This is a genomic window from Hymenobacter sp. BRD67 (genome assembly GCF_013256425.1).
Taxonomy (GTDB): domain Bacteria; phylum Bacteroidota; class Bacteroidia; order Cytophagales; family Hymenobacteraceae; genus Hymenobacter.
The window spans coordinates 2,081,069-2,106,897 of sequence record NZ_CP053904.1; the positions used below are offsets into that span (position 1 = coordinate 2,081,069).

At 62.0% G+C, this 25,829-nt stretch carries 30 protein-coding genes and 2 pseudogenes; 18 read left to right on the forward strand and 14 right to left on the reverse strand.

The genetic code is table 11. The annotated features are described in order from the left end of the window. Positions 1 to 4: 4 nt before the first annotated feature. On the forward strand, positions 5 to 862 hold the full coding sequence (locus tag GKZ67_RS09695) for a DUF481 domain-containing protein (protein WP_173242107.1): 858 nt from the start codon (positions 5 to 7) through the stop codon (positions 860 to 862). Between the two features lie 47 nt (positions 863 to 909). Here the strand turns inward: GKZ67_RS09695 and GKZ67_RS09700 are convergent, their stop codons facing one another. The 3 genes from GKZ67_RS09700 to GKZ67_RS09710 form a co-directional block, all read right to left on the reverse strand. Further along, complete coding sequence (locus GKZ67_RS09700; RefSeq protein ID WP_173242108.1) at positions 910 to 1,590, reverse strand: hypothetical protein; 681 nt, start codon at positions 1,588 to 1,590, stop codon at positions 910 to 912. A gap of 131 nt (positions 1,591 to 1,721) precedes the next feature. After that, positions 1,722 to 2,996, reverse strand: coding sequence for a TlpA family protein disulfide reductase (locus tag GKZ67_RS09705; protein WP_173242109.1), 1,275 nt, complete (start codon positions 2,994 to 2,996; stop codon positions 1,722 to 1,724). Beyond that, positions 2,981 to 3,217, reverse strand: coding sequence for a hypothetical protein (locus GKZ67_RS09710; RefSeq protein WP_173242110.1), 237 nt, complete (start codon positions 3,215 to 3,217; stop codon positions 2,981 to 2,983). Before GKZ67_RS09710 ends, GKZ67_RS09705 begins: the two co-directional genes overlap by 16 nt. A 229-nt stretch (positions 3,218 to 3,446) precedes the next feature. Between GKZ67_RS09710 and GKZ67_RS09715 the strand changes: the two genes are divergently transcribed. The 6 genes from GKZ67_RS09715 to GKZ67_RS09735 are packed head-to-tail and all read left to right on the forward strand — an operon-like array spanning position 3,447 to position 7,251. Then, positions 3,447 to 3,929: an ABA4-like family protein gene (locus GKZ67_RS09715; RefSeq protein ID WP_173242111.1), complete on the forward strand. Its 483-nt coding sequence runs from the start codon at positions 3,447 to 3,449 to the stop codon at positions 3,927 to 3,929. Then, the gene (locus GKZ67_RS09720) at positions 3,907 to 4,761 is read left to right on the forward strand and encodes a hypothetical protein (protein ID WP_173242112.1); all 855 of its coding nucleotides are present in this window, start codon (positions 3,907 to 3,909) and stop codon (positions 4,759 to 4,761) included. The genes GKZ67_RS09715 and GKZ67_RS09720 overlap by 23 nt, the downstream gene beginning before the upstream one ends. Before the next feature lie 35 nt (positions 4,762 to 4,796). Further along, positions 4,797 to 5,819, forward strand: coding sequence for a sensor histidine kinase (locus GKZ67_RS09725; RefSeq protein ID WP_173242113.1), 1,023 nt, complete (start codon positions 4,797 to 4,799; stop codon positions 5,817 to 5,819). Further along, positions 5,812 to 6,630 carry a LytR/AlgR family response regulator transcription factor gene (locus GKZ67_RS09730; RefSeq protein ID WP_254245184.1) on the forward strand — a complete coding sequence of 273 codons (819 nt, stop codon included), beginning with the start codon at positions 5,812 to 5,814 and terminating at the stop codon, positions 6,628 to 6,630. Before GKZ67_RS09725 ends, GKZ67_RS09730 begins: the two co-directional genes overlap by 8 nt. 37 nt (positions 6,631 to 6,667) lie before the next feature. Beyond that, on the forward strand, positions 6,668 to 6,835 hold the full coding sequence (locus GKZ67_RS22565) for a hypothetical protein (RefSeq protein ID WP_217278724.1): 168 nt from the start codon (positions 6,668 to 6,670) through the stop codon (positions 6,833 to 6,835). 8 nt (positions 6,836 to 6,843) lie between these two features. Next, complete coding sequence (locus GKZ67_RS09735) at positions 6,844 to 7,251, forward strand: Uma2 family endonuclease (protein ID WP_254245234.1); 408 nt, start codon at positions 6,844 to 6,846, stop codon at positions 7,249 to 7,251. A gap of 46 nt (positions 7,252 to 7,297) precedes the next feature. Here GKZ67_RS09735 and GKZ67_RS22570 read toward each other — a convergent pair whose 3' ends face one another. The 6 genes and pseudogenes from GKZ67_RS22570 to GKZ67_RS09760 all read right to left on the reverse strand — a co-directional run bounded on the left by GKZ67_RS22570 (position 7,298) and on the right by GKZ67_RS09760 (position 12,527). After that, complete coding sequence (locus tag GKZ67_RS22570; RefSeq protein ID WP_217278725.1) at positions 7,298 to 7,738, reverse strand: LytR/AlgR family response regulator transcription factor; 441 nt, start codon at positions 7,736 to 7,738, stop codon at positions 7,298 to 7,300. Positions 7,739 to 7,833: 95 nt separating this feature from the next. Beyond that, a pseudogene (locus GKZ67_RS25110) lies at positions 7,834 to 8,100 on the reverse strand (LytR/AlgR family response regulator transcription factor); the annotation flags it as partial. A 158-nt stretch (positions 8,101 to 8,258) separates the two neighbouring features. Next, entirely contained in the window at positions 8,259 to 9,353 is a 1,095-nt protein-coding gene (locus GKZ67_RS09745) for a sensor histidine kinase (protein WP_173242115.1), read from the reverse strand. Positions 9,354 to 9,430: 77 nt separating this feature from the next. Beyond that, a complete protein-coding gene (locus tag GKZ67_RS09750) occupies positions 9,431 to 10,144 on the reverse strand; it encodes a hypothetical protein (RefSeq protein WP_173242116.1) in 714 nt (237 codons plus the stop codon). A 149-nt stretch (positions 10,145 to 10,293) separates the two neighbouring features. Then, a complete protein-coding gene (locus GKZ67_RS09755) occupies positions 10,294 to 10,998 on the reverse strand; it encodes a TonB-dependent receptor (protein WP_173242117.1) in 705 nt (234 codons plus the stop codon). Beyond that, on the reverse strand, positions 10,956 to 12,527 hold the full coding sequence (locus GKZ67_RS09760; RefSeq protein WP_173242118.1) for a TonB-dependent receptor: 1,572 nt from the start codon (positions 12,525 to 12,527) through the stop codon (positions 10,956 to 10,958). Before GKZ67_RS09760 ends, GKZ67_RS09755 begins: the two co-directional genes overlap by 43 nt. Positions 12,528 to 12,724: 197 nt before the next feature. On the opposite strand from GKZ67_RS09760, the gene GKZ67_RS09765 reads away from it, so the two are divergent. Both GKZ67_RS09765 and GKZ67_RS09770 read left to right on the forward strand, forming a co-directional pair. Beyond that, on the forward strand, positions 12,725 to 14,005 hold the full coding sequence (locus GKZ67_RS09765; RefSeq protein ID WP_173242119.1) for a PAS domain-containing protein: 1,281 nt from the start codon (positions 12,725 to 12,727) through the stop codon (positions 14,003 to 14,005). Positions 14,006 to 14,208: 203 nt separating this feature from the next. Then, entirely contained in the window at positions 14,209 to 14,562 is a 354-nt protein-coding gene (locus GKZ67_RS09770) for a hypothetical protein (protein WP_173242120.1), read from the forward strand. A 30-nt stretch (positions 14,563 to 14,592) separates the two neighbouring features. Here GKZ67_RS09770 and GKZ67_RS09775 read toward each other — a convergent pair whose 3' ends face one another. Then, the gene (locus GKZ67_RS09775) at positions 14,593 to 14,835 is read right to left on the reverse strand and encodes a hypothetical protein (RefSeq protein WP_151088901.1); all 243 of its coding nucleotides are present in this window, start codon (positions 14,833 to 14,835) and stop codon (positions 14,593 to 14,595) included. A gap of 73 nt (positions 14,836 to 14,908) precedes the next feature. Between GKZ67_RS09775 and GKZ67_RS09780 the strand changes: the two genes are divergently transcribed. Genes GKZ67_RS09780 through GKZ67_RS09785 form a run of 3 tightly spaced genes read left to right on the forward strand, consistent with a single transcriptional unit; the run spans position 14,909 to position 16,823 of the window. Continuing rightward, positions 14,909 to 16,258, forward strand: coding sequence for a YfcC family protein (locus GKZ67_RS09780; protein ID WP_173242121.1), 1,350 nt, complete (start codon positions 14,909 to 14,911; stop codon positions 16,256 to 16,258). Between the two features lie 41 nt (positions 16,259 to 16,299). After that, positions 16,300 to 16,524: a hypothetical protein gene (locus GKZ67_RS23390; RefSeq protein ID WP_254245186.1), complete on the forward strand. Its 225-nt coding sequence runs from the start codon at positions 16,300 to 16,302 to the stop codon at positions 16,522 to 16,524. Further along, positions 16,497 to 16,823 (forward strand): DinB family protein, encoded by a 327-nt coding sequence (locus GKZ67_RS09785; protein ID WP_254245235.1) that lies wholly within the window; start codon positions 16,497 to 16,499, stop codon positions 16,821 to 16,823. Before GKZ67_RS23390 ends, GKZ67_RS09785 begins: the two co-directional genes overlap by 28 nt. 243 nt (positions 16,824 to 17,066) lie before the next feature. Here GKZ67_RS09785 and GKZ67_RS09790 read toward each other — a convergent pair whose 3' ends face one another. Then, positions 17,067 to 17,921: a tetratricopeptide repeat protein gene (locus GKZ67_RS09790; RefSeq protein WP_173242122.1), complete on the reverse strand. Its 855-nt coding sequence runs from the start codon at positions 17,919 to 17,921 to the stop codon at positions 17,067 to 17,069. Between the two features lie 202 nt (positions 17,922 to 18,123). On the opposite strand from GKZ67_RS09790, the gene lpdA reads away from it, so the two are divergent. Both lpdA and GKZ67_RS09800 read left to right on the forward strand, forming a co-directional pair. Then, the gene (gene lpdA / locus GKZ67_RS09795) at positions 18,124 to 19,518 is read left to right on the forward strand and encodes a dihydrolipoyl dehydrogenase (protein WP_173242123.1); all 1,395 of its coding nucleotides are present in this window, start codon (positions 18,124 to 18,126) and stop codon (positions 19,516 to 19,518) included. A gap of 83 nt (positions 19,519 to 19,601) precedes the next feature. Continuing rightward, positions 19,602 to 20,297: a hypothetical protein gene (locus GKZ67_RS09800; protein ID WP_173242124.1), complete on the forward strand. Its 696-nt coding sequence runs from the start codon at positions 19,602 to 19,604 to the stop codon at positions 20,295 to 20,297. An 87-nt stretch (positions 20,298 to 20,384) separates the two neighbouring features. Here GKZ67_RS09800 and GKZ67_RS09805 read toward each other — a convergent pair whose 3' ends face one another. Both GKZ67_RS09805 and GKZ67_RS09810 read right to left on the reverse strand, forming a co-directional pair. Further along, positions 20,385 to 21,029, reverse strand: a complete 645-nt coding sequence (locus tag GKZ67_RS09805; protein WP_173242125.1) for a YceI family protein — start codon at positions 21,027 to 21,029, stop codon at positions 20,385 to 20,387. A gap of 84 nt (positions 21,030 to 21,113) precedes the next feature. Continuing rightward, positions 21,114 to 21,560, reverse strand: a complete 447-nt coding sequence (locus tag GKZ67_RS09810; RefSeq protein WP_173242126.1) for a MarR family winged helix-turn-helix transcriptional regulator — start codon at positions 21,558 to 21,560, stop codon at positions 21,114 to 21,116. Positions 21,561 to 21,828: 268 nt separating this feature from the next. Here GKZ67_RS09810 and GKZ67_RS09815 point away from each other — a divergent pair, with 268 nt between their 5' ends. Further along, positions 21,829 to 22,149: a DUF6799 domain-containing protein gene (locus GKZ67_RS09815; RefSeq protein WP_173242127.1), complete on the forward strand. Its 321-nt coding sequence runs from the start codon at positions 21,829 to 21,831 to the stop codon at positions 22,147 to 22,149. Then, a complete protein-coding gene (locus GKZ67_RS24125; RefSeq protein WP_262889646.1) occupies positions 22,149 to 22,277 on the forward strand; it encodes a hypothetical protein in 129 nt (42 codons plus the stop codon). The genes GKZ67_RS09815 and GKZ67_RS24125 overlap by 1 nt, the downstream gene beginning before the upstream one ends. 118 nt (positions 22,278 to 22,395) lie before the next feature. On the opposite strand, the gene GKZ67_RS09820 is transcribed toward GKZ67_RS24125, so the two are convergent. Continuing rightward, complete coding sequence (locus GKZ67_RS09820; protein WP_173242128.1) at positions 22,396 to 23,403, reverse strand: enolase C-terminal domain-like protein; 1,008 nt, start codon at positions 23,401 to 23,403, stop codon at positions 22,396 to 22,398. 316 nt (positions 23,404 to 23,719) lie between these two features. On the opposite strand from GKZ67_RS09820, the pseudogene GKZ67_RS09825 reads away from it, so the two are divergent. Together GKZ67_RS09825 and GKZ67_RS09830 are read left to right on the forward strand one after the other, a co-directional pair. Then, positions 23,720 to 24,963: pseudogene (locus GKZ67_RS09825) on the forward strand (dicarboxylate/amino acid:cation symporter). Positions 24,964 to 25,174: 211 nt separating this feature from the next. After that, positions 25,175 to 25,828: a hypothetical protein gene (locus GKZ67_RS09830; protein ID WP_173242129.1), complete on the forward strand. Its 654-nt coding sequence runs from the start codon at positions 25,175 to 25,177 to the stop codon at positions 25,826 to 25,828. Position 25,829: the final 1 nt, after the last annotated feature.

Consider the following 25,829-nt stretch of genomic DNA (forward strand, 5'->3'; position numbering starts at 1 on the left):
CCCGATGAATATAGTAAAAATTATATTTAAAACACTCCTTATCGTGGGCGCGCTGCTGGTTGCCGCACATCAGGCCCCAGCCCAAACCCCGGCCGACTCGACCCGCACGGCGCCTGCAACTACGACCGCGCCGGTAGTGGCGGCCAGCACCAACGCGGCGGGTGGCCTGCCGTCGTCGGAGTTTGAAACCTATAACGTGAGTGGCCAGGGCATCCGCTACACGGCGGCGCTCACGGGTATTTACAGCACGGGCACGGTAGAGCGCGTGTACCTCACCACCAGCCACACCGGCAACCTGGCGTTTGGCAAGCACTGGCTGCTGCCGGCGGCGCTCAACTTCAGCTACGGCAAGCAGGACGGCGCCCTGCGCGAGCGCGAACTGCTGGGCCTGCTGACCCCGGCCTACAAGCGGGGCCGCCTGAAGTACTATGCCCTGGCCGAAGGCGAGCAGAGCAACCTGCGCGCCATTGCGCGGCGCCTGGTAGGCGGCGTGGGGGCGGGTTATCAGCTGTACCTCGATACGCTGCGCAATGAAGTCAGTCTCAGCCAGTTTTTTCTGTATGAGCACACGCAGTATCTCGAAGGACTGCTACGCGAAGTGCCGCGTGCTTCTACCCGCCTCAAGCTACGCCTGAGCAAGGGACCGGTAGTGTTCACGGCACTGAGCTTTTACCAGCCCTCGCTGCAGGATTTCACTCACGACTACCGCCTCAACTCGACCAGCAGCCTGAGCTTCAGCGTGAGCCGGCACCTGGCCCTGACGGCCGCCTACACGTACTCCTACGAAAGCATTGCGGTGGAGAATCGCAGCTCACTCAATACAAACCTGACCGTAGGCTTTACGTATTCGACTGGCAAATAAGCTATTGTATTTCCTGCTCCCTGGTATAGCCGGCCAGGGAGTACGCGTTAACGACGGTGATGCCTCTGGGGCTGCACCTGGAGGCCCTCCTGCGTAAAAAGCGGCTTATGCTGCCACACGGTGCGCACCAGCGGCCCCAGCAACACCTTGGCCCTGAGGTAGAAGACGGGCCCGCTTAATTCGCGACGAATTGGCTGGGGCACGAAAACCGGTTGTCGCCAGCCGGCCCCGGCCCCCAGGCTCACCCACGGAAAGAGCCGCATCTGGGCCGCGACGGAGGGTTCGAGCAGGCCGATGAGGTCGCGCGGGGTGGTGTCGCTCACATTGTCCTCGTTCTGATAAAGCACGTACGCCGAGCCCAGGCCCGCCTGCAGGCTGCCACTCAGCTCCCAGCGGGGATTCTCTAAGATGGCATACTCGCCGTAAAGGGCCAGGTAGCGAAAGCGCAGCTGCGCATTGGCGGCATCGGCCGCATTATCGGGCAGTTCGCGCACGGTGGGGATACCTGAGCTCAGAAAATAGACGGCCGCGCCGGTACGCACCCGCCCGCGCCACTCTAGCCCCAGCTTGAGGCCGTTGATAGTACAAAAGTGACTGTTGATGATGGAGTAGCGCGAGTCGTACTGCACCACCAGCCGCCGCCGAGCAAAAAGTGGCTCGGGCCGCAGCGTATCGGCTGGGGCGGGGTCAGCTCGAGCCGGGCCGGCTACCAGCAGTATAAGAACCAATATTCCAGGCAATTGAGCTAAGGCAGTAGTAGGAGCAAGCAAATGAGCTAACAGCTGCACGCAGCCGGCGCGCAAGATATGGATACATTATTGCAAATAAATAATAATACCTTCTTAATTACCCGGCAAGGCTAAGGTTTCAGGGCCTGCTCCAGGGCATTGTCGATGGCCGGGCTGGTAGAAGGCCGGGGCGGATTATTGGAGATGAGCCGGCCATCGCGCCCGATAAGCCAGTAGCTGGGAATTGACTGCACATTAAATGCCCGGGCAGCGGGCCCGTCAAACGCCCCGCCATCGTGCAGCTCTACCGCATTGGGCGTAGCGACCATCTTGGTAGTGAGGTATTTTTGCCAGTCGGCCGCCCTGGCATCGAGCGATACATAGAGAAATACTATATCCCGCCCCGCGAATTTACGGCGAAGCTCCAGGCTGGCGGGCATCTCGGCCAGGCAGGGCCCGCACCAGGTAGCCCAGAAATCGAGGTACACCACTTTGCCCCGCAGCTCGCTAAGCGCTACTTTTTTGCCGCTGGCATCGGTTAGCGTAAAGTCGGGGGCGGGCTGGCCGTTGGCCAGGGCCAGGTGCGCACGCACGGCCCGGCGCAGGTCGCGGGCAATGGTTGAGTCGTGATTGTGGGCCTGAAAATCGGGCAGCAGCGCCCGGATATCAGTATGCTCCGACTCGACCTTGCCCATCAGGTACTGCCCCACAGCCACATCGCGCACGCGGCCATCGCCGAGCGCATCGGTGGCCCGCTGGTAGAGGCGGCGGCCGGCATCGGGGCCAGCGGGCAGGTTGCCGGCCTCGTCGTTGAGCTGGGTGAAGCCGTACGTCATGAGCAGGCTCTGAAACGCATTCTGGGTAAGGGCCGAATCCTGGCGGTCGAGCTGCAGCTCGCGCAGAAAATCGTAGTAATTCACCGGTAGCGTGGCATAGCCATCGCGCCGACGCTCCGCCGACTGCCGCGACGAGTAGCTGAGCAGCGTGCTGGCCCACTCGTAGGTAATGGCCTGCTGCTGCTGGCGCACAAAAGCGGGCGGCAACGGGCGGCGGGCGGCGTAGGCCGTGAGCGCGGTCAGCCGCTGCTGGCGGTAGGTATCGGCTGCGCCGCGCAGGGCGGCGGCGCTGAGGTGGGCCGCCTGAGCATCGGGCGCGCGGCGGGCCTCGTCGTCGAGACTGGCTACCAGGCTACTCTGGGTCAAGTAGTTATTGGCGTTGGCCCCGCGCCCGGCAAAGGCCAGCGTCTGGTTGAGGCGGGCGGGGTCAAAGGAGAGGCGCAGGTCGTCGCCGGGGGTAAGATAGAGGGTAGCGTACTCGTTGTTGTAGCCCAGTCGGGCTTCGGTAGGAGCAGCCAGTTGGGGCAGCACCAGCCGAAAATCGCCGGTCGGACTCAGCCTGGCGGCCACCGTTTGGGTAAGGTGCCCCGCCAGTCGGGCCCATAGCTCAGGGTAATTACGTTGGCCGGCGCTTTATCGAGGTGGCCGCTCACCACAACGCCCGCCCCGACGGGCTCGGGCGTGGACGACCGAAAAGCCGGGGCCTTAAAGGGCGGCGCTGGGTGCCGCGCCTGGGCGCCGGCGCCCAGCGGCAGCGCCGCCAGGGCCAGCACCAGCCGAAAACGGCCCATTGTCTCTAAAAAAAACCGGCCCCGCCAGGCCGTGTGTTGTACCAAAACCAGCATAGCATCTACCGGCTTGCCTGACCCTGACCGGGCCGCAAATATAGTCCCATCCCCGCCAGCGCTTCACCCCGGCCCCCGGCCGCTTCACGGGCCCAAAGCGCCGCCTCACCCCGAAACCACCGCCACCCCAGTGGGGGCAAACGCTATTTTTGAGGCACCTACCCACTCCTGCCTCATGCTGTTGACTCCTGACTTGTTATTCTCAATTGCCAACTCGCTGGCCCTGCTGGGCTGGGTACTGCTGGTGCTGGCCCCGCGCTGGCGCGTTACCAAAGCCCTGGTCCTCAGCGGGGCGTGGTCGCTGGGCCTAGGCCTGGCCTACGCCGGGCTCATCACCGCTCACTATCTGGGGCCGCACGGCAGCGCGGGCGGCTTCGGCTCGCTGGCGCAGGTGGCGGCGTTGTTTCAGGACCCTTGGGCGCTGCTGGCGGGCTGGGTACACTACCTGTGCTTCGACCTGTTTACGGGGGCCTGGGAAGTGCGCGATGCCCAGCGACGCGGCGTGCCGCACTGGGCATTGGTGCCGGCGCTGGCACTCACCTTTTTGTTCGGGCCGGTGGGGCTGCTGGTGTACTTCGGGGTGCGCCGCCTTTTCGGACAAAAAACATTCCCTCAACCCGCTAGCAATCAAACATATGAAAACCCTCTCGCTCGCTGATTTCAGCACGAACGCCCCTGGCCCGGCCGCCGCGCCCGGCCTGGGCCAGCGCCTGGCCGACGCCCGGCGCGTGCTGCATCGCGTCAACCCCGCCCTGTCGACCGCCGGCTGGCTGAACGTGGGCCTGGCCGCGCTGGCGCTGGCCTTGCTACCCCTCGACCATCGCCACGTTACCGGGGTGCTGGTGTGGGTGAAGCCGCTCAAGTTTTCGCTCTCCATCGTGGCTTATACCTGGACGCTGGCCTGGCTGCTGGCCGACCTGCCCGCGCCGGCCCAACGGGCGGTGCGCCGCCTCAGCGGCGGCGTGGCCCTGAGCATGGTGGTCGAGCAAGCCGTGATTTTCATCCAGGCCGGGCGCGGAATTACCTCGCACTACAACGTGAGCAGCCCGCTCAACGGCGTGCTGTTTGGGCTGATGGGGGTGTTTATCGTAGTCAACACGGCCATGACCGGCTGGGCGCTGTACCTGGCCTGGCGCTACCGGCCGCACGGTCCGGCTGGCTACGTGTGGGGCCTGAGGCTGGGGCTGCTGGTGTTCCTGGTGGGCTCGGCGCTGGGCGGCTTCATGATTCACAATCAGCAGCATACCATAGGCGCGCCCGACGGGGGGCCTGGCCTGCCGGGCCTGGGCTGGAGCACCGCAGCCGGCGACCTGCGCATCGCGCACTTCCTGGGGATGCACGCCTTGCAGGCCCTGCCGCTGCTGGGCTGGGCGCTCAGCCGCCAGGTGCCGCACCGGGCGGCAGTGCTGACGTGGGTGGGCGCGGCACTGTACGCGGCTGCCGTAGGCGGGCTGCTGCTGCAAGCACTGGCGGGCCGGCCGCTGCTCTAGCGCCCGGCCCGGCAATTACTCCGACCTTCGCGGCGATGAACAACCGGCAGTTTTTGCGCGTGGGTATCTTACTGGTGGCAGCACTGGAGCTGGTGCCGCGCGGCATCTTCGAGGTGCCGCCGGGCCGGCACTGGCTGGTAGCCTACGGTATCTCGCTCACGTTCACGCTGGCGCTGTGGCTTGGTAACGTGGCGCTGTGGCGCCGGCTGCTGCTGCGCTGGCCCCAGGCGCGCGACACGGCCCACCGCCTGTGGTGGCTGGCGGCCGGGTCGGTGGGCTATACGCTGCTCGTGACGCTGGCCCTCGGCGCGGGCCTGGGGGCGCTGCAAGGCTACCACCTACAGTTGCCCCAGGCCCTGCGCGAAACGGGCCTCAACCTGGTTTCGACCCTTATCGTGCTGCTCGTTTACGAAAGCCGACACCTGTTTGAGCAGTGGGAAGCCAACCTGCGCCGCGCCGACCAGCTAACCCAGGCCCGCACCCAGGCGCAGCTCGATGCGCTGGCCCGGCAGCTCGACCCGCACTTTCTCTTTAATTCGCTCAACACCCTGGCCGCGCTCATCGAGCCGGCCAACGAGCCGGCGCAGCACTACGTCGAGGGCCTGGCCGATGTATACCGCTACGTGCTGCTGAGTCGCGAGCGCCCCACCGTGCCGCTGGCCGAGGAGCTGGCCTTCGTGCAGACCTACGTGGCGCTGCAAAAAGTGCGGTTTCGGGACAACGTGCGGGTGAGCTACGACATTGCCGACGCTGCGCTGGCGGGCCACGTTGCCCCGCTCAGCGTGCAGGTGCTGGTCGAGAACGCGCTTAAGCACAACGAAGCCTCGCAGGCCCGGCCGCTGCACCTGCGCCTCGTGGCCGACGCGGCCAGCCTGCGCGTCGAAAACGACTGGCAGCCCCGCACCGCCGGGCTGGCGCCCGGTACCGGCACGGGCCTGGCCAACGTGCGCCAGCGCTACGCGCTGCTGGGCGCGGCGTACCCGGTGCGCGTGGAGCAGACGGCGGACAAGTTTGCCGTAACCTTGCCGCTGCTTTCCGCCCGCCTGCCCCATGCCTGACCTGCGTATCCTGATTCTCGAAGACGAGTACCCGGCCGCCGAGCGCCTCCAGCGGCTGCTGAGCCAGGCCGCGCCTACGGCCCAGGTGCTGGCCGTGCTCGACACCGTGGCCGGGGCGCTGGCCTGGCTCGACACGCACCCCGCGCCCGACCTCATTCTCAGTGATATCCAGCTGGCCGACGGCCTCAGTCTCGACGTCTTTGCCCAGACCGTGGTGCGCAGTCCGGTCATCTTCACCACGGCCTACGACCAGTACGCGTTGCAAGCTTTCCGGACTAATAGTATCGACTATATACTAAAACCATTAAAGCTGCCCGAGCTGCAAGCAGCTCTTGCCAAGCTACAAGCCATGCGGTATGAGCTGCCCACCGTGCCGGCCGCCGCTCCAAGCGCAACTCCTAACTCAGAATTTATAACTCATAACTTTTCCATTGAGCGCCTGCTCGATGCGCTGCCCCGGCCCCAGCGGCCTTACAAGGCGCGCTTTCTGGTGCGCCAGGGCGAGAGCCTGCTGCCGCTGCCCACCGGCGAGGCGGCCTGGTTCTGGAGCCGCCACGAAACCGTGACGCTGGCCACCCACGACGGCCGCCGCTTTGTGGTCGACTACACCCTGGAACAGCTGGAGCGGTTGCTCGACCCGGCCCAGTTTTTCCGGCTCAACCGCCAGCTCATTGCCCAATTGCCGGCCGTGCGTCGGCTGGTGCCGCACTTCGGCGGCAAGCTGCTGGTGGAGCTGCACCCCGCGCCAGCCGACGAGATACTGGTGAGCAAGGAGCGCGCCGGCGCCGTAAAAAGCTGGCTCGAAGGCTGAGTTTTCCCGTATCTTGTTGCCTTAACTGCCCGCCGCTATGGACGTCATCAAGTTGAAAACCCCGGTGCTGGACCGCCTCACGGACGCGGAGTTTTTCGAGTTCTGTCAGGACCACCGCGACCTGCGCATTGAGCGCGATTCCGCCCATCAAATCACCATTATGCCCCCGCCAGCTCCGAAACCGGCTCTACCAACAGCGAGTTAACCTATCAGCTGGTTAGCTGGAACCGACAGCACGGACTTGGCCTCACCTTCGACTCATCGGCCGGCTTCACGCTTTCGACCGGGGCCATGCTCTCGCCCGATGCCAGCTGGATTGCCCGGGTGCGCTGGGATGCGCTGATTGCTGACGACCGGCGCGGCTTCGCCCGCATCTGCCCCGATTTTGTGGCCGAGCTGCTTTCTCCCTCCGACCGCCTCACCGATACGATGCGCAAGATGGAGCAGTGGCTCGAAGCGGGCGCCCGGCTGGGCTGGCTGCTGGTACCGGCCAGCGAATCGGCCTACATTTTTGAGCCCGGCCAGCCTGTGCGCCCGGTCGTCGGCTTCGACCAGCTGCTGAACGCCGAGCCCGTCCTACCCGGCTTCACCCTGGAGCTACGCCGCCTTCGACAACAGTAAATCAGTGAACAGTGAGCAGTGAACAATTCACTGCTCACTGATTTCCCTACCTGTCCAGCCAGCTTTTAAACACGCTTACTTTTTCGCGGCTTACCAGGATGGGGCCTTCGCTTTCGGGCGGGGCGGGCTTGAGTACCGTTTGCAGGCGCGAGTTGGTGTAGTGAATGATGTCGTGGATGGCCGCCTGCCGGGCCAGGTAGGCGCGGTTGAGACGGAAGAACTGAGTCGGGTCGAGCAGGCTTTCGAGCTGCTCCATCGTGTAGTCGACCACGTACTTACGACCGTCGGTGCTTTGCAGAAGCGTCGTTTTTTCGAGGCTGAAGAAGTACGCCACCTGCTCGACGGGCACCACCTTGAGGTGCTCGCCCACCCGCACCACAAACTGCGTTTTGTAGCTGGGCGTAGGCTGGCGCAGCTGCTGCACCAGCTGGGCCAGCGTGGCGGCATCGAGCGCGGGCGCCACGGGCGCAGGCACTGCGCCGGGCATCGGGACGAGCCGGGCGCGTAGCTTGGCGATGGCCCGCGCAGCTCCTCCTCATCAATGGGCTTGAGCAGGTAATCGACGCTGTTGACCTTGAAGGCCCGCAGCGCATACTGGTCGTAGGCGGTGGTGAAGATGACGGGGCAGGTAATGCGTACTTGCTCAAACAGCTCGAAGCTGAGGCCGTCGGCCAGGTGAATATCCAGGAACAGTACGTCGGGCGCGGGGCCGGCTTGCAGCAGGGCCACGGCCTGCGCTACCGACTCGGCCGGGCCGAGTATCTCAAACGGCTCAGCTTGCCTTTGCAGCAGGTTGGTTAGCCGGCGGGCGGCCAGAGGCTCATCTTCAACGAGTAAGGCTCGGAGCATAGGGTTTATTTAATTATTAGCACAATGGCGGAGTCAGTGTTCGGCCGGGCAAGTAGCGCAGCCTTTTTGTCCGGCCGCATCCGGCCGGCCTACTGGCAGACTAAAAGTCCGCGTTACTGTCCCGCAACTCCGAAATCGTGGTAGTAGCATTTTAGAATTCATAGCTTCAACAGCGGTAAGGTTACGACGAACTCCTCTCCCACCGGCCCGGCCTCGACGGGGCACGTGGTGAGAAAGGCGTAGCGGGCGCGCAGGTTGGCCAGGCCGCGGCCCGAGGCTTCATCGGCCGGCAAGCGGCGGGGGCGCAGCGTGTTGCGCACGGTGAGCGTGGCAACGGCGGCGTCCACGCTCACGCGCAGGCGCAGCGGGTCGGCCTGGTAGGCAGTGTTATGCTTCAGGGCATTTTCGAGTAAAAGCTGCAAGGCCAGCGGCGGCAGATAGAAGCCACTGGCAGTAGCCTCCCGGCCGCTAAACTCCACGCATAGGGCATCGGCGAGGCGGGTTTTTTGCAGAAAAATATAGGATTCGGCGAATACCAGCTCCTCGCCGAGCGGCACCAGCTCCTGGCTTTGGCTGTCGAGCACGTAGCGGTACACGCTGCTGAGCTGCCGGATGAAGCGCACCGCGCGGGTCGGGTCTTCCTCTACCAGGCTGGTGAGGGCGTTAAGCGAATTGAAGAGAAAATGCGGGTCGACCTGCCGGCGCAGCGAGTCGAGGCGGGCCACGGCGGTTTCCTTTTCGAGGCGCTCGGCCCGCACGGCCGCGGCCTGCCAGTTTCGCAAAAAAATGCTGGAATGAAAGCCCAGCGAAATCACGCTGGTGATAACCAGCGGAAACCAGAAATTCCAGAACCAGCTGATGCGAAACAGCAGCGCGTGATGCGATAGCTGCCAGATAGCTACCGTGAGTCCATCGACGGCCCCAATAATTATTGCCGATACAAGCGGCGTAAGCGTGAGCGAGAGCCAGAGACGCTTTGTGGGCTCTTTGGTCCAGCTTACGCGCAGGCTCAGCCAATCGGCCAGCAGACTGTTGCCCACGCCCAGTCCGGCCGCGAATAAGTAGGCATACCCAAAGTTCAAGGCCAACGCCAGCGGGTTGCGCCAGTCGGGGCCGCTGGTCATAAACGCTACGATGACCGCCACGGGCACCATATACAGCAGTATGCGGCGCAGCTCCGCCGATTGCCAGCGTGCTCCAGACTTAGCCGTAGCGCAGGCCGCCGGTTCGGGTGAGAGGGCAGAGACGTTCATTTATATCCAAAAAACAAGGGCGAAAGCTACAACGCAACCACGCGAAGCCCAGTAGCTTCGCGTGGTTTTCAGGTTAGCTAATGGGTTGCTGGTAGCGCAGTAGCGGCCATTTCGTACTGCCTGAGCCGGCCAAGCACCTGGCTTTGGCCCCAGTTGGGCGCCAGGGCACTAGCCGGCTGAAAGGCCGCAAAGCGCGCTTTCGCCGCTTCGTAGAGTGGTCGGGCAGCTTCGGAGCCACCGCCAAACATAGCCGGCGTGTAATATACATTATTAGCCGCCACGAGGTAAGGGCGCGGGTTGGCGGGGTTCAGCTTTTCAGCCTGGCCCACGGTTTCGGCCACCATTGCCGAGTATTTCTGGGCGCGCTGCTGGGGCGCAATGCCCAGCCGCGCCTGGTACATATAGGCTTGCAGCGTCAGCAGCTCCGACTCGTCGCCGCCCAGCTTGCGGGCCTGGGCCAACGCCGCCTCGGCCTGGTCGAGGGTCTTGTCTTTGGCATCGGCAGCCTCTTTGCTTTGGAAAACATTAATAAGCAGCGCGTAGGCCTGGTAATAGCGCGGCAGCCAGTCGGCCGGGGCCGCCGCAGCGGCCCGCTCCAGCTTGCTGGCCAAGCCTTTGAGCGTGGCCGCATCGCCGGTGTTCATTACCTCGGTAATGGTTGCGCCGAGCAGGTCGGCATAGCCGGCGGGCATAGCCACCTGGGTCTTAGCGGCAGTAGTGGCAGGTATAGTCTGGGCCGAAGCACCGAAGCCCGCGGCAAGCAGGGCGAGCGTGAAGAGCGACTTTTTCATGGCAATGAGGAAGTAGGTGAAGGAGAAAGTAGATGAGCGGGTTGCTGTTTCAAAGGTGGCGGGAGAGGGAGCGCCGCAAAAATTCCCGGAGCCGAAGCCGCAAAAGCCGCTTCCGAAGCGAGGGCAAAGGCTGCCAAAGCGTGCCCCGGCTAGTCGGGCGCTACCGTGGTATCGCCGGGAGCCTTTTTATTAATCGAGATAAACACGGCGGCCACCAGCATTTGCGGCGCCAGCAGGCGGGTAGGCACGCCGGCGTAGTGGCCAGCGGCATCGGGCGCAGCGGCGTAGCGGTAGCCGAATATATTGTCGCGGTTCAATACATTGCTGACGCCCAGGTACACGATGGTATACTGCCCGGCCAGGTGCGTGAGGTAGCTCAGGCTGAGGTCGAGGGTCTGGAAGCTGGGCGTGCGGCCCTGGTTGTAGCCGGGCAGGTTGGGGTTGTAGTAGGCGCGGGGGCTACCGTAGCTGTAGGTAGCGCCCACTTGCGTGTGCAGTGTGGCCAGCCAGTACTTGCCCACCAGGCTGAGGTTGTGGGTGGCGGCGAAGGTGGGCACGGCCGGGGCCAGGTCGGCCCGAAACTGGCGGCGGGTATCGAGCAGGCCGTAGCTTACCCAAAAGTCTATCTTCTTAAAAGTCTGGTAGCGGTCGCGGTAAAAGAGGTCGAGCCCGCGGGCGTAGCCGCCGCCCGAGTTGGCATAAGCCGCCGCATTCAACGGATTAGCGCCATCGAAGCGCACCAGCTTCTGGTAATCCTTATAGTACAGCTCGGCGCGCAGGGTGCGGTCGTGGGCCATATATTGATAACTTACTATATAATGCGCCGCCTGCTCAAAGCGCAGGTCGGGGCGCACGCGCAGCAGGTCGTTGGTGGGGTTTTGGTAAAACAGCCCGCCGGCGGCCGAGAGCTGGCTGGCCGCCCGAGCTGCCAGGCCAGGGCCAGGCGCGGGGCCAGGTTGGCCCGGCCGAGCAGGGCCGAATACTCGCCGCGCAACCCCACCCGCGCCGTGATGCGCGGGGCCAGGCTCAGGTCGCTTTCCCCAAACAAGGCAGTGCGTTTTTCCAGAAAGCCCGGCGTATAGCTGGCCGAGTCGGGCGCGGCCTGATAGGTGAGGCCATAGCGCTGCAAAGTGGTTTCGGCCCCAAGCTTGAGGTTGAACCAGGTACTGGCCGAGTCGTTGGTGAGCACCAGGCGGCCGGTGGCGGTCTGTTCCAGCTCCTCGATGCGCTGGGGCTCGGGCTGCATGGTGTTGCGCTCGCGGCCCAGGGCCAGGCCGGTGTTCAGGCTCCAGCCCCGGCGCAGGGCCGTGCGGTAAGTGGTATTGAGGGCGAAATTGTCGTTGCGCAGGCCGGTAAGGCGGCCATTGGCCGCGTAAGCGGCTTCGGGGTCGGGCTGGCGCACGGCTACCTGCTGGCTGCTGAAAGTAGCGTAGGCTTTTAGCATGCCGGTTTCGCCGGTACGATGGGCCAGGCGCAGTGAGCCGCCGAGGCGCTCGGGGGCCCGCTCCCAGCGGTTATCGGGGCTGGTGAGGCCGTAGTAGGGTGCCAGGTTGTTATAGTCGATACTTGCCGAGGCGGAAGTACGGTCCCAGCGCTGGGTGCGCGAAAGGCTGCCGCCCACGCTCAGCAGCGAGATACCGGTCTGGGTTTCGGGGTCAAGGTCGATGGAGCTCAGCCCCACCACCGCACTCAGCGCCTGCCCGTACTCGGCCGAGTAGCCGCCGGTGCTGAACATGGTACCTTTAAATAAGGACGGCGAAAACCGGCCCCGCGCCGGTGCGCCGCTCACGGCCCCGCCGTAGGGGCTTTGCACAGGCAGGCCATCCAGGTAGGTGCGGGTTTCGGAGGCCGCGCCGCCGCGCACGAACAGCTTGCCTTCCTCCCCTACCCGCGTGGTGCCGGGCAGGGTATTGAGCGCCGTGGCGATGTCGGCCATCGCCCCGGCCGTGGTCAGAATATCGAGCGGCTTGAGGGCAGCCGAGCGCTTTTCGTCGCTGGCCTCGAAAGCCCCGGCCGTGATAACGACCGCGCCCAGCGAGGCCCGGCTTTCGCGCAGGCGACGGGCCGGCAGCACCAGCGGCCCGCCCCCGGCGGGCAGCGCCAGCGGCGTTTCCTGCAACTCGTAGCCGATGAGCGTGATAACCAGCGGCAAGGTGCCGGTAGCGTTGGTAGCAAAGCTAAACCGGCCCAGCGAGTCGGTAATGGCGCCGTCGAAGGTGGTTTTGAGAAAGACATTAGCCCCCGGCAGCGGGCGGCCCGCCGCATCGAGCACCAGGCCGCTGAGCCTGGTAGCGGCCGAAAAAGCAGTGGGGGCAGGCGCTTGGGCCAGCGCAGCCAGCGGAATGTTCAGGGTAAGCAGGGCGGCAAGGAGCGGGGTTTTCATGGGCCGGCAAGGGAGGCGATTGACTGGCTCAAAGGTGCCCGGCCCGGCCGGCGGCCTTCAAGTAAAAGTGCCCGAAACAGCAAAAGCCGAAGCTGAACCGTTGGCAGAAGAGGTTGGGCGAAAACCCGCAACACCCGGCTTGCACTCGCGTTTAGGGCCTATGTGCTTAACTTTCGGCACGCTTACTTTTCTGCGCTATGCCCACCCCTGCTCTGCCCGTCGATTATCAACAGCTTTTTCGGGCGCTGCCCGAAAACTTCCTATTGATGGCTCCCGATTCGACTATTCTGGATAATACCAATAGCCACGAAGCCGTATCAATGAAACCCCGGGCAGCTGTGCTGGGGCGCACGCTGTTTGAGGCCTACCCATCGGTAGACAAAAACGAGGGTGATGTCATTTTTCAGTCGCACGAGCACGTGCGCAATTTCCTGGAGCCGCATGCCATGCCTGTTATCCGCTACGACCTGGAGCGGCCGGCCGAGCAGGGCGGCGGCTTTGAGGAATCGTACTGGCAGGCGACCCACTACCCGCTGCTGACCCCCGATGGCAAGCTGCAATATATTTTGCAGCGCACCCAGAACGTCACCCAGCAGCTGCGCAACGCCCAGGCGACTGCCGACGCGCAGCAAAAGCTGGCCGATGAGCAGGAGCGTACGCGCTTCGTGCTGGCCAACCTGCCGGTGCTTATCTGGACAGCTACGCCCGATGGCCAACGCGACTTTTTTAACTCCCGCTGGTTGAGCTTTACGGGCAAGGAGCTAGCCGACCAGCAAGGCTACCAGTGGCTGAACGACCTCCACCCCGACGACCAAGAGCGGGTGCGTACCCAGTGGCAGCAGGCCGTGAAAAATGGCACGCCCTACCAGGTAGAATACCGCCTGCGCCGCCACGATGGCCAGTACCGCTGGATATTGGCACGGGCCCAGGCCCGCCGCGACGCCAACGACCAGATTACCATGTGGGTGGGTGGGGCTACCGATATCCACGACCAGAAAATGCTGGTGCAGGAGATTCTGGAAGCCAACGAGCAGCAAGCGCTGCTCTCGGAGCAGGCGTATCAGAACTACCAGCGGGCGGAAAGCCAGCGGGCTACCTACCACGGGCTCTTTATGCAGGCCCCGGCGCTCATCTGCATTCTGCGCGGCCCCGAGCATCGGTTCGAGTTCGTAAACACCGCTTATCAGTCGCTCTTTCCCGACCGGCAGCTGGTTGGGCGCCCCCTGCAGGAGGCCCTGCCGGAAGTGAGCCGCCAAGGTATTTTAGAGTTGCTCAATGGCGTGTACCAAACCGGCAAAACCTATATTGGCAACGAGGTGCCGCTACAGCTGCAGCTGCACGAAGGCAGCCCTGAGATGCGCCAGGGGTACTTCAACTTTACCTATCAGCAATTCAAGGAATTGGGACAGGTTGCCGGCATTATGGTTTTTGCCTTTGAAGTAACCGAGCTGGTAGCCGCCCGTAAAGCACAGGAATAGCTGCAACCTTTGCCGTCAGAAATTGTTCTCTGACTTATTGCGCACCAATAGAGAACAGATTTTCTCCAGTTTGGCCGTTAATTTGCAGGGCAGCTGGTTGCCTCTACGGAGACAAAAACGCCTTTTACTTGTTTTTGGCTATCCCGCTGGCCGGTAGTTATAACCAGCAGACCGGCCCTGCCACTTCCTTTTCCACACCTTTTATGGAGCTTACCGCCCTCGACTTTCAGCAAGCCCGCGTCAAGCAGGTGCTGTTTAAGTCGCGCCTGCGCTCGGTGCTGTATGGGGTGCGGGAAGCAGAGCCCGGCTTATTTTCGATGAAAGAAAACCCACTGGGTCAGTGGCTTACTACTGTGCTGAAGCCTCAGTACGGCCATCGGCCCGAAGTGGCTACTATTGAGCGGCTGCTTCGCCAGACGCTCGATACCGGCCAGGGCCTGGTGCGCCAGTACCAGCGCGGCGAGCTGGAGCAGGCTCGCACCGGCCTGGAGCAGATTGAGCGCCTGGCCACGGAGATAGAGCAGCAGCTTACCTCCGTAGAGCACCATAAAAATTAGCCCCCACCCGCTAGCCCTGGCTAAAGCAGGCTAATAGCTGCCGATGGAAATCAAGGCCAGGTAGTCGTGCAGACCGCCAGCATGCTCAAACACGTGGATAAATAAAATAGCGTCCTCGCCGCGGCTGCGCCACACTTCAGCATAGAAGCTTCCGACTGCAAACAGGTGTAGGTCGAAGCTGTCTTCGGTGCGCTGAGCCAGCGGGTGGCCGTGGCGGGTCAGGTAATCGGCCTGCTGGCGCTGGTGCAGGTTTTTAAAAGTGGCAAACGTCATAGGAGTATCCCGAAGATACAACGGGCGGGCCCGATAGTGCCGTGCTTAGCGCCGGCTCCGCAACTTTGCGGCTATGAAATCGTTTCGCTTTCCGCACCCGCTGGTGCTGCTTACCCTGTTTATAATGCTGGCCGCTGCCCTGAGCTACGTGCTGCCCGCTGGTCAGTTCGACCGCCGTCTCAATGCCGCTACCGGCCGTGAGGTAGTAGTTCCGGGCTCGTACCAGCGGCTGCCGGCTACGCCCGTGGGGCCACTGGGGGTAGCACTGGCCGTCCCGAAAGGACTGCTGGAAGCCGGCGCGGTAGTATTCCTGATTTTTCTGGCCGGCGGGGCCTTCACGGTAGTAGACCAGACGGGTGCGCTGCGCTACGGCGTCGATTGGCTGCTGCGGCACGCCCAGGGGCGCGAGGTGCTGCTTATTCCGCTTGTTTGCCTGCTGTTTGCCACCATGGGCGCCCTGGAAAATATGGGCGAAGAGATTATTGCCCTCGTGCCGGTGCTGCTGGTTCTGATGCGGCGGCTCGGCTACCCGGTGCTTACCGCCGTAGCGGCCAGCCTGGGGGCGGCCGTGGTCGGGGCGGCGTTCAGCCCCATTAATCCCTTCCAGGTCGGCATTGCCCAGAAGCTGGCCCAGTTGCCGCTTTTGTCAGCCGCCAGCTACCGACTGGTATTTCTGGGCCTGGCCCTGCTTATCTGGATAGCCGGCACCGTGCGCTACGCCACCCGCTACCGCACGGCCCCCGACATCGGCGCGCCGGAGGCTGACGACCCCGCTGCTGGTGCCGGGCGGCACGGGCTGGTACTGCTGCTCATGCTCCTTGCTTTCAGCCTCTTTGCCTATGGCGTCGTGAGCCTGGGTTGGGATTTTGACCAGATGTCGGCCTTGTTTTTTGTGCTGGGCGTGGGAGCCGGGCTCTTGGGCGGCCTGGGCTTTACGGGTACGGCCGAGGGCTTTGTAACGGGCTTCCGCGACATTGCCTTCTCGGCTATTCTGATTGGGTTTGCGCGGGCCATCTTTGTCGTGCTGGAGCAGGGGCACATCGTCGATACCATTGTGCAGGGCCTGGCTACCCCGCTGGCCCACCTGCCCGTAGCGCTGGCCGCCCTGGGTATGATGGGCGTGCAAACCGCCCTGCACCTGCCCGTGCCCAGCGTAAGCGGACAGGCGGTGCTCACGATGCCGCTGCTGGTGCCGCTCTCCGACCTCATTGGCCTGCCCCGGCAGGTAACGGTGCTGGCTTACCAATACGGCGCGGGCATGACCGACCTCCTCACGCCTACCAATGGAGCGCTCATGGCAATGCTGGCCGCCTGCGGCGTACGCTACGACCAGTGGCTGCGCTTTGCCGGGCCACTCTATGGCTTGCTGCTGGCGCTGGGTGCCGCCAGTGTACTGCTGGGCATTTGGCTGAACATCGCTTAAATATTAAGCTTTTTATATGTTTTCTTTTCTTCTTCGCTTGTATGTCTGAACTCGACCCGTTACGCTACCCCATCGGCCGGCCCCAGCTGCCAGCCGCGCCTCTTACCCCGGCTGAACGCACACGCTACCTTCAGCAGCTGGCCGAATTACCTGCCCAGCTTACGGCCGCGGCCCGCCACGCGGGGGCGAGCGCCTGCAGCTGCCCTACCGCCCCGGCGGCTGGACCGGCCGGCAGGTTATCCACCACGTTGCCGACTCGCACCTGAACGCCTATTGCCGCTTCCGGCTGGCGCTCACCGAAGATACCCCTACTATTCGCCCCTATGATGAGCAGGCCTGGGCCGAGCTGCCCGACGTGGCCGCCACCCCCATCACCGTATCGCTGGCCCTGCTCGAACACCTGCACAGCCGCTGGGTAACCCTATTGCAACACCTCGATGAGGCGCAGTGGCAACGCACCTTCTACCACCCCGGCAATCAAAAGACTGCTTCCCTCGACCAGACCCTGGCGCTGTACGCCTGGCACGGTCAGCATCACCTGGCCCATCTTTCCTTACTTGGGTAAAGGGCAGTCAGTGTACGGCTGGCAAGTAGCGCGGACTAAAAGTCCGCGCTCCTGTTCTGCCAGTCCGAACCTGCCCTAATAAAAAGCTATAAGAACGTCATGCTGAGCTTGTCGAAGCATCTCTATCGCATGACCGACGTTTTTTCTTGATTTTCTTAATTTAGGAACAAGTCTAATGGGTGATGAGCAGTAGGCACTGGATAATAGTAAATTAATTTACTATTATCCAGTGCCTACTGCTCATCACTTCCTCACCATGCTACTGCCTTTCCCGTAGCGACGCAGGCTTTTTTCGGCTTCCGGATTCAGCTTGGCTGCTTTTTCCAGGTCTTTGCGGGCTTCAGCCATGCGGTCGTAGCTGGCGTAGCTGATGCCCCGGTATTCAATGGCATCGGCATAAAGCGAGTCGAGAGCAATGGCGCGGGTAAAGTCCGACACGGCCGCCTTGTATTGATACATCTGCATTTTGGCTACTCCGCGGCCAAAGAAAGCTTCTTTGTCGTCGGGCCGTAGCTTCACGGCCCCGCTAAAGTCGTTGGCCGCCGCCTTGTACTCCTTCAGCATCAGCTCGTTTACGGCCTTGTTGTAGTACAGGTCGGGGTTGCCGCGCATGGTGCGCAGGGCCGCCGCATAGTCGGGCTTGGCCTCCTTATAGTTTTTGAGGTTAGAATAGGCCTTGGCCCGCTCCAGCAGAGCACGGCTATCCTTAGGCTTGGTTTTGAGTACGAGGTTGGCCCTGGCCAGCTGGTAGCGGTAGTCGGCCACACTCAGCTTACGCTCGGCGGCGCGCTCGGCCGAGGCCGCCGCGGCCGACAGCGCATTGGGGTCGGCGGTAGCCGTAGCCGCTTCGGCCGAAGGCGCATCAAGGGTTTCAACCGGCACTGCCGGGGTCGTAGCTGCCGCGGCGGCCGGGTCGGGCATAGGCAGCTTGGTAGGGTCGGTAGCGGGCGGGGTTGTGGCGGCCGTAGTGGGCGCGCTGCGCGTCACCACGGCCGAGCCCGAGTTAGGGCGGTCGGCCTCCGTAGAGGTTGCGCAGCTGGTAGCCAGAGTAAGTAAAGCCAGCGTAGCGGGCAGGTAAGCAGTAGAAAACGACTTCATTAGACGGAAATTTGGATAAGCTGACCGGTCGGGATGCCGAAGCTGAGTGACTTCTACGGAAAAGTTTTACAATAGTAATGCCCAGGGATAAGCCGGACCGCAAAAACTTTACCGAACCGCCAGGCCGGCGGCGGGGTTATCTTTGCCGGCCCCGGCCCGGCCGGTCAGCTGTTTCCTATTTCATTCCGCACAACATAACCTTATGGCATTGCAATTTGACCTGGTAGTAATTGGCTCGGGGCCCGGTGGGTACGTGGCCGCCATCCGCGCCGCGCAGCTTGGGCTGAAGGTAGGCGTGGTCGAGCGCGAGTCGCTGGGCGGCATCTGTCTCAACTGGGGCTGCATTCCTACGAAAGCCCTGCTCAAAACCGCCCAGGTGTACGAATACCTCCAGCACGCCCAGGACTACGGCCTGACGGTGAAGGAAGCTGGCTTCGACTTTGAGGCCGTTATCAAGCGCAGCCGGGGCGTGGCCGACGGCATGAGCAAGGGCATCAACTTTCTGTTTAAGAAAAACAAAATCGAAACCGTCATGGGTACCGGCAAGCTGCTGGCCCCTGGCAAGGTGGAAGTAACCCGCGCCGACGGCACCAAGGAAACGGTGGAGGCCAAGAGCATTATTCTGGCTACCGGCGCCCGTGCCCGCCAGCTGCCCAACCTGCCGATTGATGACAAAAAGATAATCGGCTACCGCAAGGCCATGACCCCCGACAGCCTGCCCAAAAGCATGGTGGTGGTGGGCTCGGGCGCTATCGGCGTCGAGTTTGCGTACTTCTACCGCTCGCTCGGCACCGAGGTTACCATTGTTGAGTACCTGCCGCGCATTGTGCCGGTAGAAGACGAGGAAGTATCGCGCCAGATGGAGAAATCCTACAAAAAGCTGGGCATCAACATCCTGACCAATGCCGAAGTAACCAAAGTAGACACCAGCGGCGCGGGCTGCCAGGTGTTTATCAAAACGGCCAAGGGCGAGCAGCAGATTGCCTGCGACGTGGTGCTGAGCGCCGTGGGCGTGCAAACCAACCTCGAAAACATCGGCCTCGAAGAGCTGGGCATCAAAACCGAGCGCGGCCGTGTTCTGGTAGATAACTTCTATCAGACCAACGTGCCCGGTATATACGCAATTGGTGATATTATACCCGGCCCCGCGCTGGCGCATGTTGCCTCGGCCGAAGGCATTATCTGCGTTGAGAAAATCACGGGTCACAGCCCCGAGCCGCTCAATTACCAGAACATTCCCGGCTGTACCTACGCCCAGCCCGAGATTGCCTCGGTAGGCCTCACCGAGGCCGAAGCCAAGGCCAAGGGCTACGACATCCGGGTGGGGAAATTCCCGTTCTCGGCCTCGGGCAAAGCGGCCGCCGCCGGCGTAAAAGACGGCTTCGTGAAAGTGATTTTCGACAAGAAATACGGCGAGTGGCTGGGCGCCCACATGATTGGGGCCAACGTAACCGAGATGATTGCCGAGGTAGTAGTGGCGCGCAAGCTCGAAACTACCGGCCACGAAATCATCAAGGCGGTGCACCCCCACCCTACTATGAGCGAGGCAATTATGGAGGCCACGGCAGCCGCCTACGATGAGGTAATTCACCTGTAGCCAGCCAGGGCATTCGCCTTCGGCAAAAATAAAACCCCGGCAGTAGCTCTGCCGGGGTTTTATTTTGCGCCAAAACCACCCTTATGAAACTACAATATACCTTTTTACTACTGGGCCTGCTTTTTCTCGGCGGCTGCACCTCGGCAAGCGAAAAGCAGGCCCTGTACGAGATACAGGAGTTCTACGGCGGCAGCGTGCGCCTTACCAAAGGCAGCAATGCTTCTACCAGTACCCGCGAGCCGCAGGGGCACTACCTGGCCGTCAGGCTGGACCGCCCCGGCCTGCGCCGCTACTACGACAACCTGGAGCTTCCAGCTTCTGGCTGCGCTTACCTGGCATTCAGTAATTTAACCCCCGCTGAGCGTGAAAGCTACGATTACCTCAAGGTAACGCTTGAGGACTCCGGCAGTACGCATTCCTATACCTACAGGCGGCCGCAGCTTCAGCAGGCTTTGCAGGCCGTTACCAACCTGCGCACCCTCATCTTCAATATCCAAGGCAGCGACTACCTGGCGGCGGCCAATAACTTCAACGTGGCAGCCCTCGGGCAGGTACGTCGCGATAGCCTGCCCGCTATTATTCATCGCATCGCCAACCCGCTGCTGCCATTCACCACCTACCACCTGCATGGCTTCAGCTTTATCAGCTCCCCCCTGACCAGCAAACAGCCGCTGGTACGCCTCTACCTATCAGTGCCTCACCCGCCGCAAAAGGACAGGATTCTGCTGGCAGTCATCAACCCCGACTACGGGCCAACCAGCCTTTTCTCTATGGGCTGAATCTGATTAAGCAGTAAAAGCCCAGGCATGCAAAAGGCCGCTTCCCGGCTTGGGAAGCGGCCTTTTTCTTACGCGAATGCGCGGCAACTACTGCTTAGCTACCACGTTGAACGTCAGGTCGAACGTATCGTAGATGGCTTTGTCGCCAATGCTGTCGAAGAAGGTCTTCGAGCCGTACTTCAGGCCAAACTTGGTGCGGTCGATGGTCGCCTTACCAGTTACGGCGGCAATGTCGTTCTTCACGCCGGCTTTGGCCGGGAAGCTCACTTTCTGGGTCGTGCCCTTAATGGTCATGTCGCCGGTGATGGTGACGTTGTCGGCATCAGCCGCCGCGCCCTTGATGGGCGTAATGCTGGTAATTTTAAAGGTCGAGGTCGGAAATTTCTCCGCATTGAAGAAATCATCGCTGCTCATGTGCCCCACAAACTTGGCGTGGTTGGCGGCATCCGTAATATCGGTCGCCTTGATGGTCTTCATATCGACCACGGCCGAGCCGCCTACTATCTGGTTGCCCCGCACCTGCAAATCGCCGCCGGTAAACTGAATGGTACCGGTGTGGCCGTGCGTTACGGCCTTGCCTTCCCAGCCCAGGGTGCTGAGCTGCGGCTGGAGCTTGTAGGTAGCTACGGCGCTGGCAGCCGCTACTTTGGTTTTCACAGCTTTCTGCGCGAAAGCGCTCGGAGCGGCGAGCAAGGCAGCGCCAAGCAAGACGGGCATTAAAATCTTTTTCATGTACAAAAGCAAAAAAAGGTGATTAAAATAAAATGAGAATGAGTGCAGTAAGCGCAAGCAACGGCTGAGCACCGCAGCCAATTTTTATGCCCGGATTTTATCGAGCAGGTAATTCAGCTGCATCAATTCACTTTCTGTGAGGCCGCTGTCTTCGAAGGTGGTAAGGCCGCTGTCGTCAATCTGCCGCAGCAGGCGCAGGCCTGCCTCCGTAATGCAGATATCCACGGCCCGGCGATTGGCAGGGCAAACGGTGCGGGTCACGAGCTTCTTTTCTTCGAGCTTATCGACGATGCGCGAGGCATTGCTGGTTTTGTCGAGCATGCGCTCGATGAGCAGCGCCACGGTGGCCGGTTTGGGATATTGCCCGCGCAAGATGCGCAGCACGTTAAATTGCGGCAGCGTAACCCCATACGGCCGAAATGCCGCTGCTTGCCGCAACGACAGCCAGCCGGCGGTAAACAGGATATTTAAATAAGCTTTCTGGCCTTCATTCTGGAAGGTTGGCTGCTTGATTTCGTCTTCGAGGCGCACGGCTAAGCGGAATTACAGATGCAAATTTAGTGTACATACATTAAATGTAGCGACACCGTTCAGGATTTTTCACTAATTTTTTTTTCACACGTAAAAGGGCTGGCCTTCCCGGCTGGTCTTTTCCTCTTTTCGTCGCGCTCTTTCACACCATGCGTAGTACTCCGTTTTTCGCCGCGGCCCTGCTGGGGCGGCCTTATCGCTCACTTCCTACACGAGCCAGGCCCAATCGGGCGGCACGCCCATCCGGCCCAATCGCAACGCGCAATTTGTGTTTCGCAATGGCGAGGTAGTTCAGCGCCTGGGCACCCAGATTACGCCGCTGGAGCAGAATATCCGGCTGCCCAACGGCACAAAAATCAACGTAAAGAGTGGTATTGTGGAGTTTCCAGGCGGCAAAATTACCAGCCTGCACGAAAACGACTATATTAATGCGGAAGGCGGCATTGTATTTGGCTCGCCGGCCAGCGCCGCCGCTGCCCGTGGCGACAACTCGGTAGCCGCTGATGCCAAATTCGACAAATATGTGCAGGTGGGCACCGCTCCTACTACCATTCTGGGCGATGCCCCAACGAGCGCGAACAGCTGCTGATGCACAAGATTGAGCTGCTCAACCGCAAGGTGGCGCTGCTCCAGCAAACCCATCCCAACGCGCCGAATACAGATGTTGTAGATAAGCAGCTACAGGAAATTGACACGCAGCTAAAAACGGTAAAGTAAGCTTCAGATGTAGCTGCTTGCGGCTGCTTATCCTACCATCCGGGCGGGCTTAATATAGTATAAAACATATATTAAGCCCGCCCGGATGTTTCTCCTCAATCTTTAAAGCCATCCCGGGTTACGCGACTGGCACGAGCAGACCGTTTTGTTCCTGCACCAGCCCGAATGGCTCGTCGCGCACAACCAGGATGCCGTCGAGGTCGTGGACGTCGGCCAGGGCGCTGATTTGCAGCGCCGACCAGATGCCGAGTGAGGTTTCGACCATGCAGCCCAGCATGGGCAGCAGGCCGTGGGCGCGGGTCTGGCGCAGGAGCTCAATACCGCGCTGGTAGCCGCCGGCCTTCATCAGCTTCACGTTGACGCCGTGAAACTGCCGGGCAATCTCCTCAAAATCTGCCTCGTCGGTTACCGACTCGTCGGCCAGCAGCGGCACCACCACGCGGGGGCGCAGGTAGCGGTAGTCGGCGGCCAGGGCGGCCGGCAGGGGCTGCTCCAGTAAGCGCAGGTGCAGGCCGGGCACTGCGGCAGCACTTTCCAGAAAGCGCAGCAGGCTGTCGGCATCGGCCCAGGCTTCGTTGCCATCTACGAGTAGCGGCCGGCCAGGCAGCGCAGCCGCCACGGCCCGCAGCAGGTCGAGCGCCCCCTCCTGGTTTACTTTCACCTTCAGCAGGCTGAAGCGGGCTGCCTGCTGCGCAGCAATAAAGGCGGCCACCTCGCCCGGCTCCATAATCGGCAGGGTAAAGGCGGTGGCTACGCGCGGGCCGGGCGGCGGCACACCCAGCCACCGCCACACCGGCTGCCCGGCGCGGGCGGCCAGGCAGTGCGTAAGGGCCGACTCCAGGGCAAAGCGTAGGGCGTGCGCCACTGGTCGGGCCGCCAGCAGGGCCGTGAGGTCGGCCAGGGTATCGGTCTGGGCCAGCCCGTGGGCCAGCAGGTCGTCGAACTGCGCCCGGAGCAGCGCGGGGTTTTCGTCGTAGCGCACGTTGGGCGCGGCTTCGCCCCGGCCGCTGGTGCCGGCCTGGGTGGCTTGCAGCACCAGATTAGTTTTACTGGCCGAGGCATTCCGCGATATTTTCCAGAGAAAGCGCAGGGGCAGCTCGTAGGCAGTCAGGGTCCAGGTAGTCATGGGGCAGCGGCAAAATGGGCGGTGCAAAGGTGGGGAGCGCAGGGGTATCGGGCGGCTGGTATCGCCCCGGTTTCGGCGCTCCCTGCCGTTCTTTATACCCGATTTGCTTTTTCACCTTACCTACATGAAGTTTTCGCGTGTCTTCGGGCTGGCCGTACTGGTGGCGGCCCTGGCGGTTGTTTTAACCCTATTGGCTGCTTACGGCCTTCTTTCCCTGCCACCGGCCGTGCCCGTAGCGGCCCGTTGGCTGGCCCTGGCCGCGCTGGCCGCTGCGCTGGCGCCACGCCGCTCGCTCACCCTCTGGATTGTGCTGAGCATGCTGGTTGGTATTGAGCTGGGCCACGACGCCCCGGCGGCCGCTATTCATCTGAAGGTACTGAGCGATGCCTTTCTGCGGCTCGTCAAAACGATTATTGCCCCGCTGGTTTTTGCCACGCTGGTGGTGGGTATTGCCGGCCATGCCAACCTCAAACAGGTGGGCCGCATGGGGCTGAAGGCCCTGATTTACTTTGAGGTCGTCACCACGTTTGCGCTCTTTATCGGGCTTGCTGCTATCAACCTGACCAAGGCCGGAAAGTTGGCCCCGGCGGTATTGGCAGCCGCCCAGCGGGCCAATACGGCTTCGGAAGCAGCTACCCTGGCCACTGCCGCGCCCCAGACGGCCGCCGATATTATTCTGCACATCTTTCCCGAAAATATAGCCAAGTCGGTGGCTGAAGGGCAGGTGCTGCAAGTAGTTATTTTTGCCATCATATTTGCTATCGGCCTGGCCCTCACGCCCGAGCGCACGCGCCGCCCCATGCTCGACTTCTGCGAGAGTCTGTCGGAAGTCATGTTTAAGTTTACCAACGTGGTGATGTACTTTGCCCCGCTGGGCGTGGGGGGGCGCTGGCCTATACAGTAGGCAAAATGGGTTTTGGACCCCTGCTCAATGCGCTGCAGCTGTTGCTTACCCTATACGGCGCGCTCATTGCCTTTGTGCTGCTGGTGCTGCTGCCGGTGGCAGTGTTAATGCGCCTGCCCATCAAGCGCTTCGCCCGGGCCGTGGCCGAGCCGGTGAGCATCGCCTTCGCTACCACGAGTAGCGAGGCTGCGCTGCCCCGCGCCATGGAAGCGATGGAAGGCATTGGCGTGCCGCGCCGCATTGTGGCCTTCGTAATGCCCACGGGCTACTCGTTTAACCTCGATGGCACTACCCTTTACCTATCGCTGTCGGCGGTGTTCGTGGCGCAGGCGGCCGGCGTGCCCCTCACTTTCGGGCAGCAATTGCTTATGGTATTCACGCTGATGCTTACCAGCAAAGGCGTGGCCGGCGTGCCCCGTGCCTCCCTCGTGATTCTGCTGGCTACGGTGGCTTCGTTCAACCTGCCGGCCTGGCCGGTGTTTATTATTCTGGGCATCGACGCGCTGATGGACATGGCCCGCACGGCCGTAAACGTGCTCGGCAACTGCCTGGCCTCGGCCGTGGTGGCCCGCTGGGAGGGCGAGTTTATCGACAACTACGTAGCGCCGGCCGACCTGTTTACGGCCGAAGCACCGGCCGCTGTTACGGCCCGGTAAACCCCGACCGGAGCCGGCAAGCCGAGTTTTTTTAAGTGCTGCTAAACAAAACGATAGTAGTTGTTTTAGTAAAGGAGAAGGGAATAGTTGCGGAGGCATTACAGATTCTTCCCTAACTTTAGAGCAGATTTCACTCATATCTAAGTAGTTGCCTGCCTAACAGCTAACGCGTTCCCCGCATAATTCAATTGCGCTTCCATTTATCTCTACTATGAAGCTACTATCTGGCACTAGCCGCATTCTGGCGCTGAGCGTGTGCGGGCTGGCTGGCCTCGGGGCCTGCAAATCCGTAAAAGGCACTTTTACCGCTACCCCAACGGCTACCATCACCAAGCGCCTGCCCCCGCTGGAAATTACAGCCGACCCCGGCCCGCTCGCCATGAACGACGGGGCCCTGCCCGAAGACCCGCTCCGGATGTTTAAAGCTGAGCTGCAGCGAAATGTAGTAGAGCCTACCGACACCGCCACCTACGGCTACGCCCGCCTGGTGGTAACGAAAGTAAAAACCACCCGCACGGGCCGCAGCCTGCAAGCAGCTCAGGTAGTTACTTTTTTAATACCCAGTCTGTTTGGCGCGCCGCTCGAATGGTATAAGACCGATATTCAGGCCGAGGTGCAGATGATGAATGCCAACGGCGAGCTGCTGGGCACTTACACGGGCAGAGGCACCTCTAACGTGAAGGTGGCCATGTACCACGGCTACTCGCAGACCGACGCCCCGCGCCTGGCCGATGTGCTGGCCCTGCGCGAGGCCCTGGCCCAGATTCGGCCGCAGCTCGATACGGCGGCCACCCGCCTGCGCCCGCTATTGATGGCCGGCGGTCAGGTAAACAACCCTACCCTGCCCGGCAGTAGCAAGCAGTAAC

Coding starts and splice junctions, on each gene's coding strand:
- GKZ67_RS09695 (WP_173242107.1), top strand. CDS start 5: ATGAATATAGTAAAAATTATATTTAAAACACTCCTTATCGTGGGCGCG.
- GKZ67_RS09710 (WP_173242110.1), bottom strand. CDS start 3,217: ATGGGCCGTTTTCGGCTGGTGCTGGCCCTGGCGGCGCTGCCGCTGGGC.
- GKZ67_RS09715 (WP_173242111.1), top strand. CDS start 3,447: ATGCTGTTGACTCCTGACTTGTTATTCTCAATTGCCAACTCGCTGGCC.
- GKZ67_RS09720 (WP_173242112.1), top strand. CDS start 3,907: ATGAAAACCCTCTCGCTCGCTGATTTCAGCACGAACGCCCCTGGCCCG.
- GKZ67_RS09725 (WP_173242113.1), top strand. CDS start 4,797: ATGAACAACCGGCAGTTTTTGCGCGTGGGTATCTTACTGGTGGCAGCA.
- GKZ67_RS09730 (WP_254245184.1), top strand. CDS start 5,812: ATGCCTGACCTGCGTATCCTGATTCTCGAAGACGAGTACCCGGCCGCC.
- GKZ67_RS22565 (WP_217278724.1), top strand. CDS start 6,668: ATGGACGTCATCAAGTTGAAAACCCCGGTGCTGGACCGCCTCACGGAC.
- GKZ67_RS22570 (WP_217278725.1), bottom strand. CDS start 7,738: ATGCCCGGCGCAGTGCCTGCGCCCGTGGCGCCCGCGCTCGATGCCGCC.
- GKZ67_RS09745 (WP_173242115.1), bottom strand. CDS start 9,353: ATGAACGTCTCTGCCCTCTCACCCGAACCGGCGGCCTGCGCTACGGCT.
- GKZ67_RS09750 (WP_173242116.1), bottom strand. CDS start 10,144: ATGAAAAAGTCGCTCTTCACGCTCGCCCTGCTTGCCGCGGGCTTCGGT.
- GKZ67_RS09760 (WP_173242118.1), bottom strand. CDS start 12,527: ATGAAAACCCCGCTCCTTGCCGCCCTGCTTACCCTGAACATTCCGCTG.
- GKZ67_RS09765 (WP_173242119.1), top strand. CDS start 12,725: ATGCCCACCCCTGCTCTGCCCGTCGATTATCAACAGCTTTTTCGGGCG.
- GKZ67_RS09770 (WP_173242120.1), top strand. CDS start 14,209: ATGGAGCTTACCGCCCTCGACTTTCAGCAAGCCCGCGTCAAGCAGGTG.
- GKZ67_RS09775 (WP_151088901.1), bottom strand. CDS start 14,835: ATGACGTTTGCCACTTTTAAAAACCTGCACCAGCGCCAGCAGGCCGAT.
- GKZ67_RS09780 (WP_173242121.1), top strand. CDS start 14,909: ATGAAATCGTTTCGCTTTCCGCACCCGCTGGTGCTGCTTACCCTGTTT.
- GKZ67_RS23390 (WP_254245186.1), top strand. CDS start 16,300: ATGTCTGAACTCGACCCGTTACGCTACCCCATCGGCCGGCCCCAGCTG.
- GKZ67_RS09790 (WP_173242122.1), bottom strand. CDS start 17,921: ATGAAGTCGTTTTCTACTGCTTACCTGCCCGCTACGCTGGCTTTACTT.
- lpdA (WP_173242123.1), top strand. CDS start 18,124: ATGGCATTGCAATTTGACCTGGTAGTAATTGGCTCGGGGCCCGGTGGG.
- GKZ67_RS09800 (WP_173242124.1), top strand. CDS start 19,602: ATGAAACTACAATATACCTTTTTACTACTGGGCCTGCTTTTTCTCGGC.
- GKZ67_RS09805 (WP_173242125.1), bottom strand. CDS start 21,029: ATGAAAAAGATTTTAATGCCCGTCTTGCTTGGCGCTGCCTTGCTCGCC.
- GKZ67_RS24125 (WP_262889646.1), top strand. CDS start 22,149: ATGCACAAGATTGAGCTGCTCAACCGCAAGGTGGCGCTGCTCCAGCAA.
- GKZ67_RS09820 (WP_173242128.1), bottom strand. CDS start 23,403: ATGACTACCTGGACCCTGACTGCCTACGAGCTGCCCCTGCGCTTTCTC.
- GKZ67_RS09830 (WP_173242129.1), top strand. CDS start 25,175: ATGAAGCTACTATCTGGCACTAGCCGCATTCTGGCGCTGAGCGTGTGC.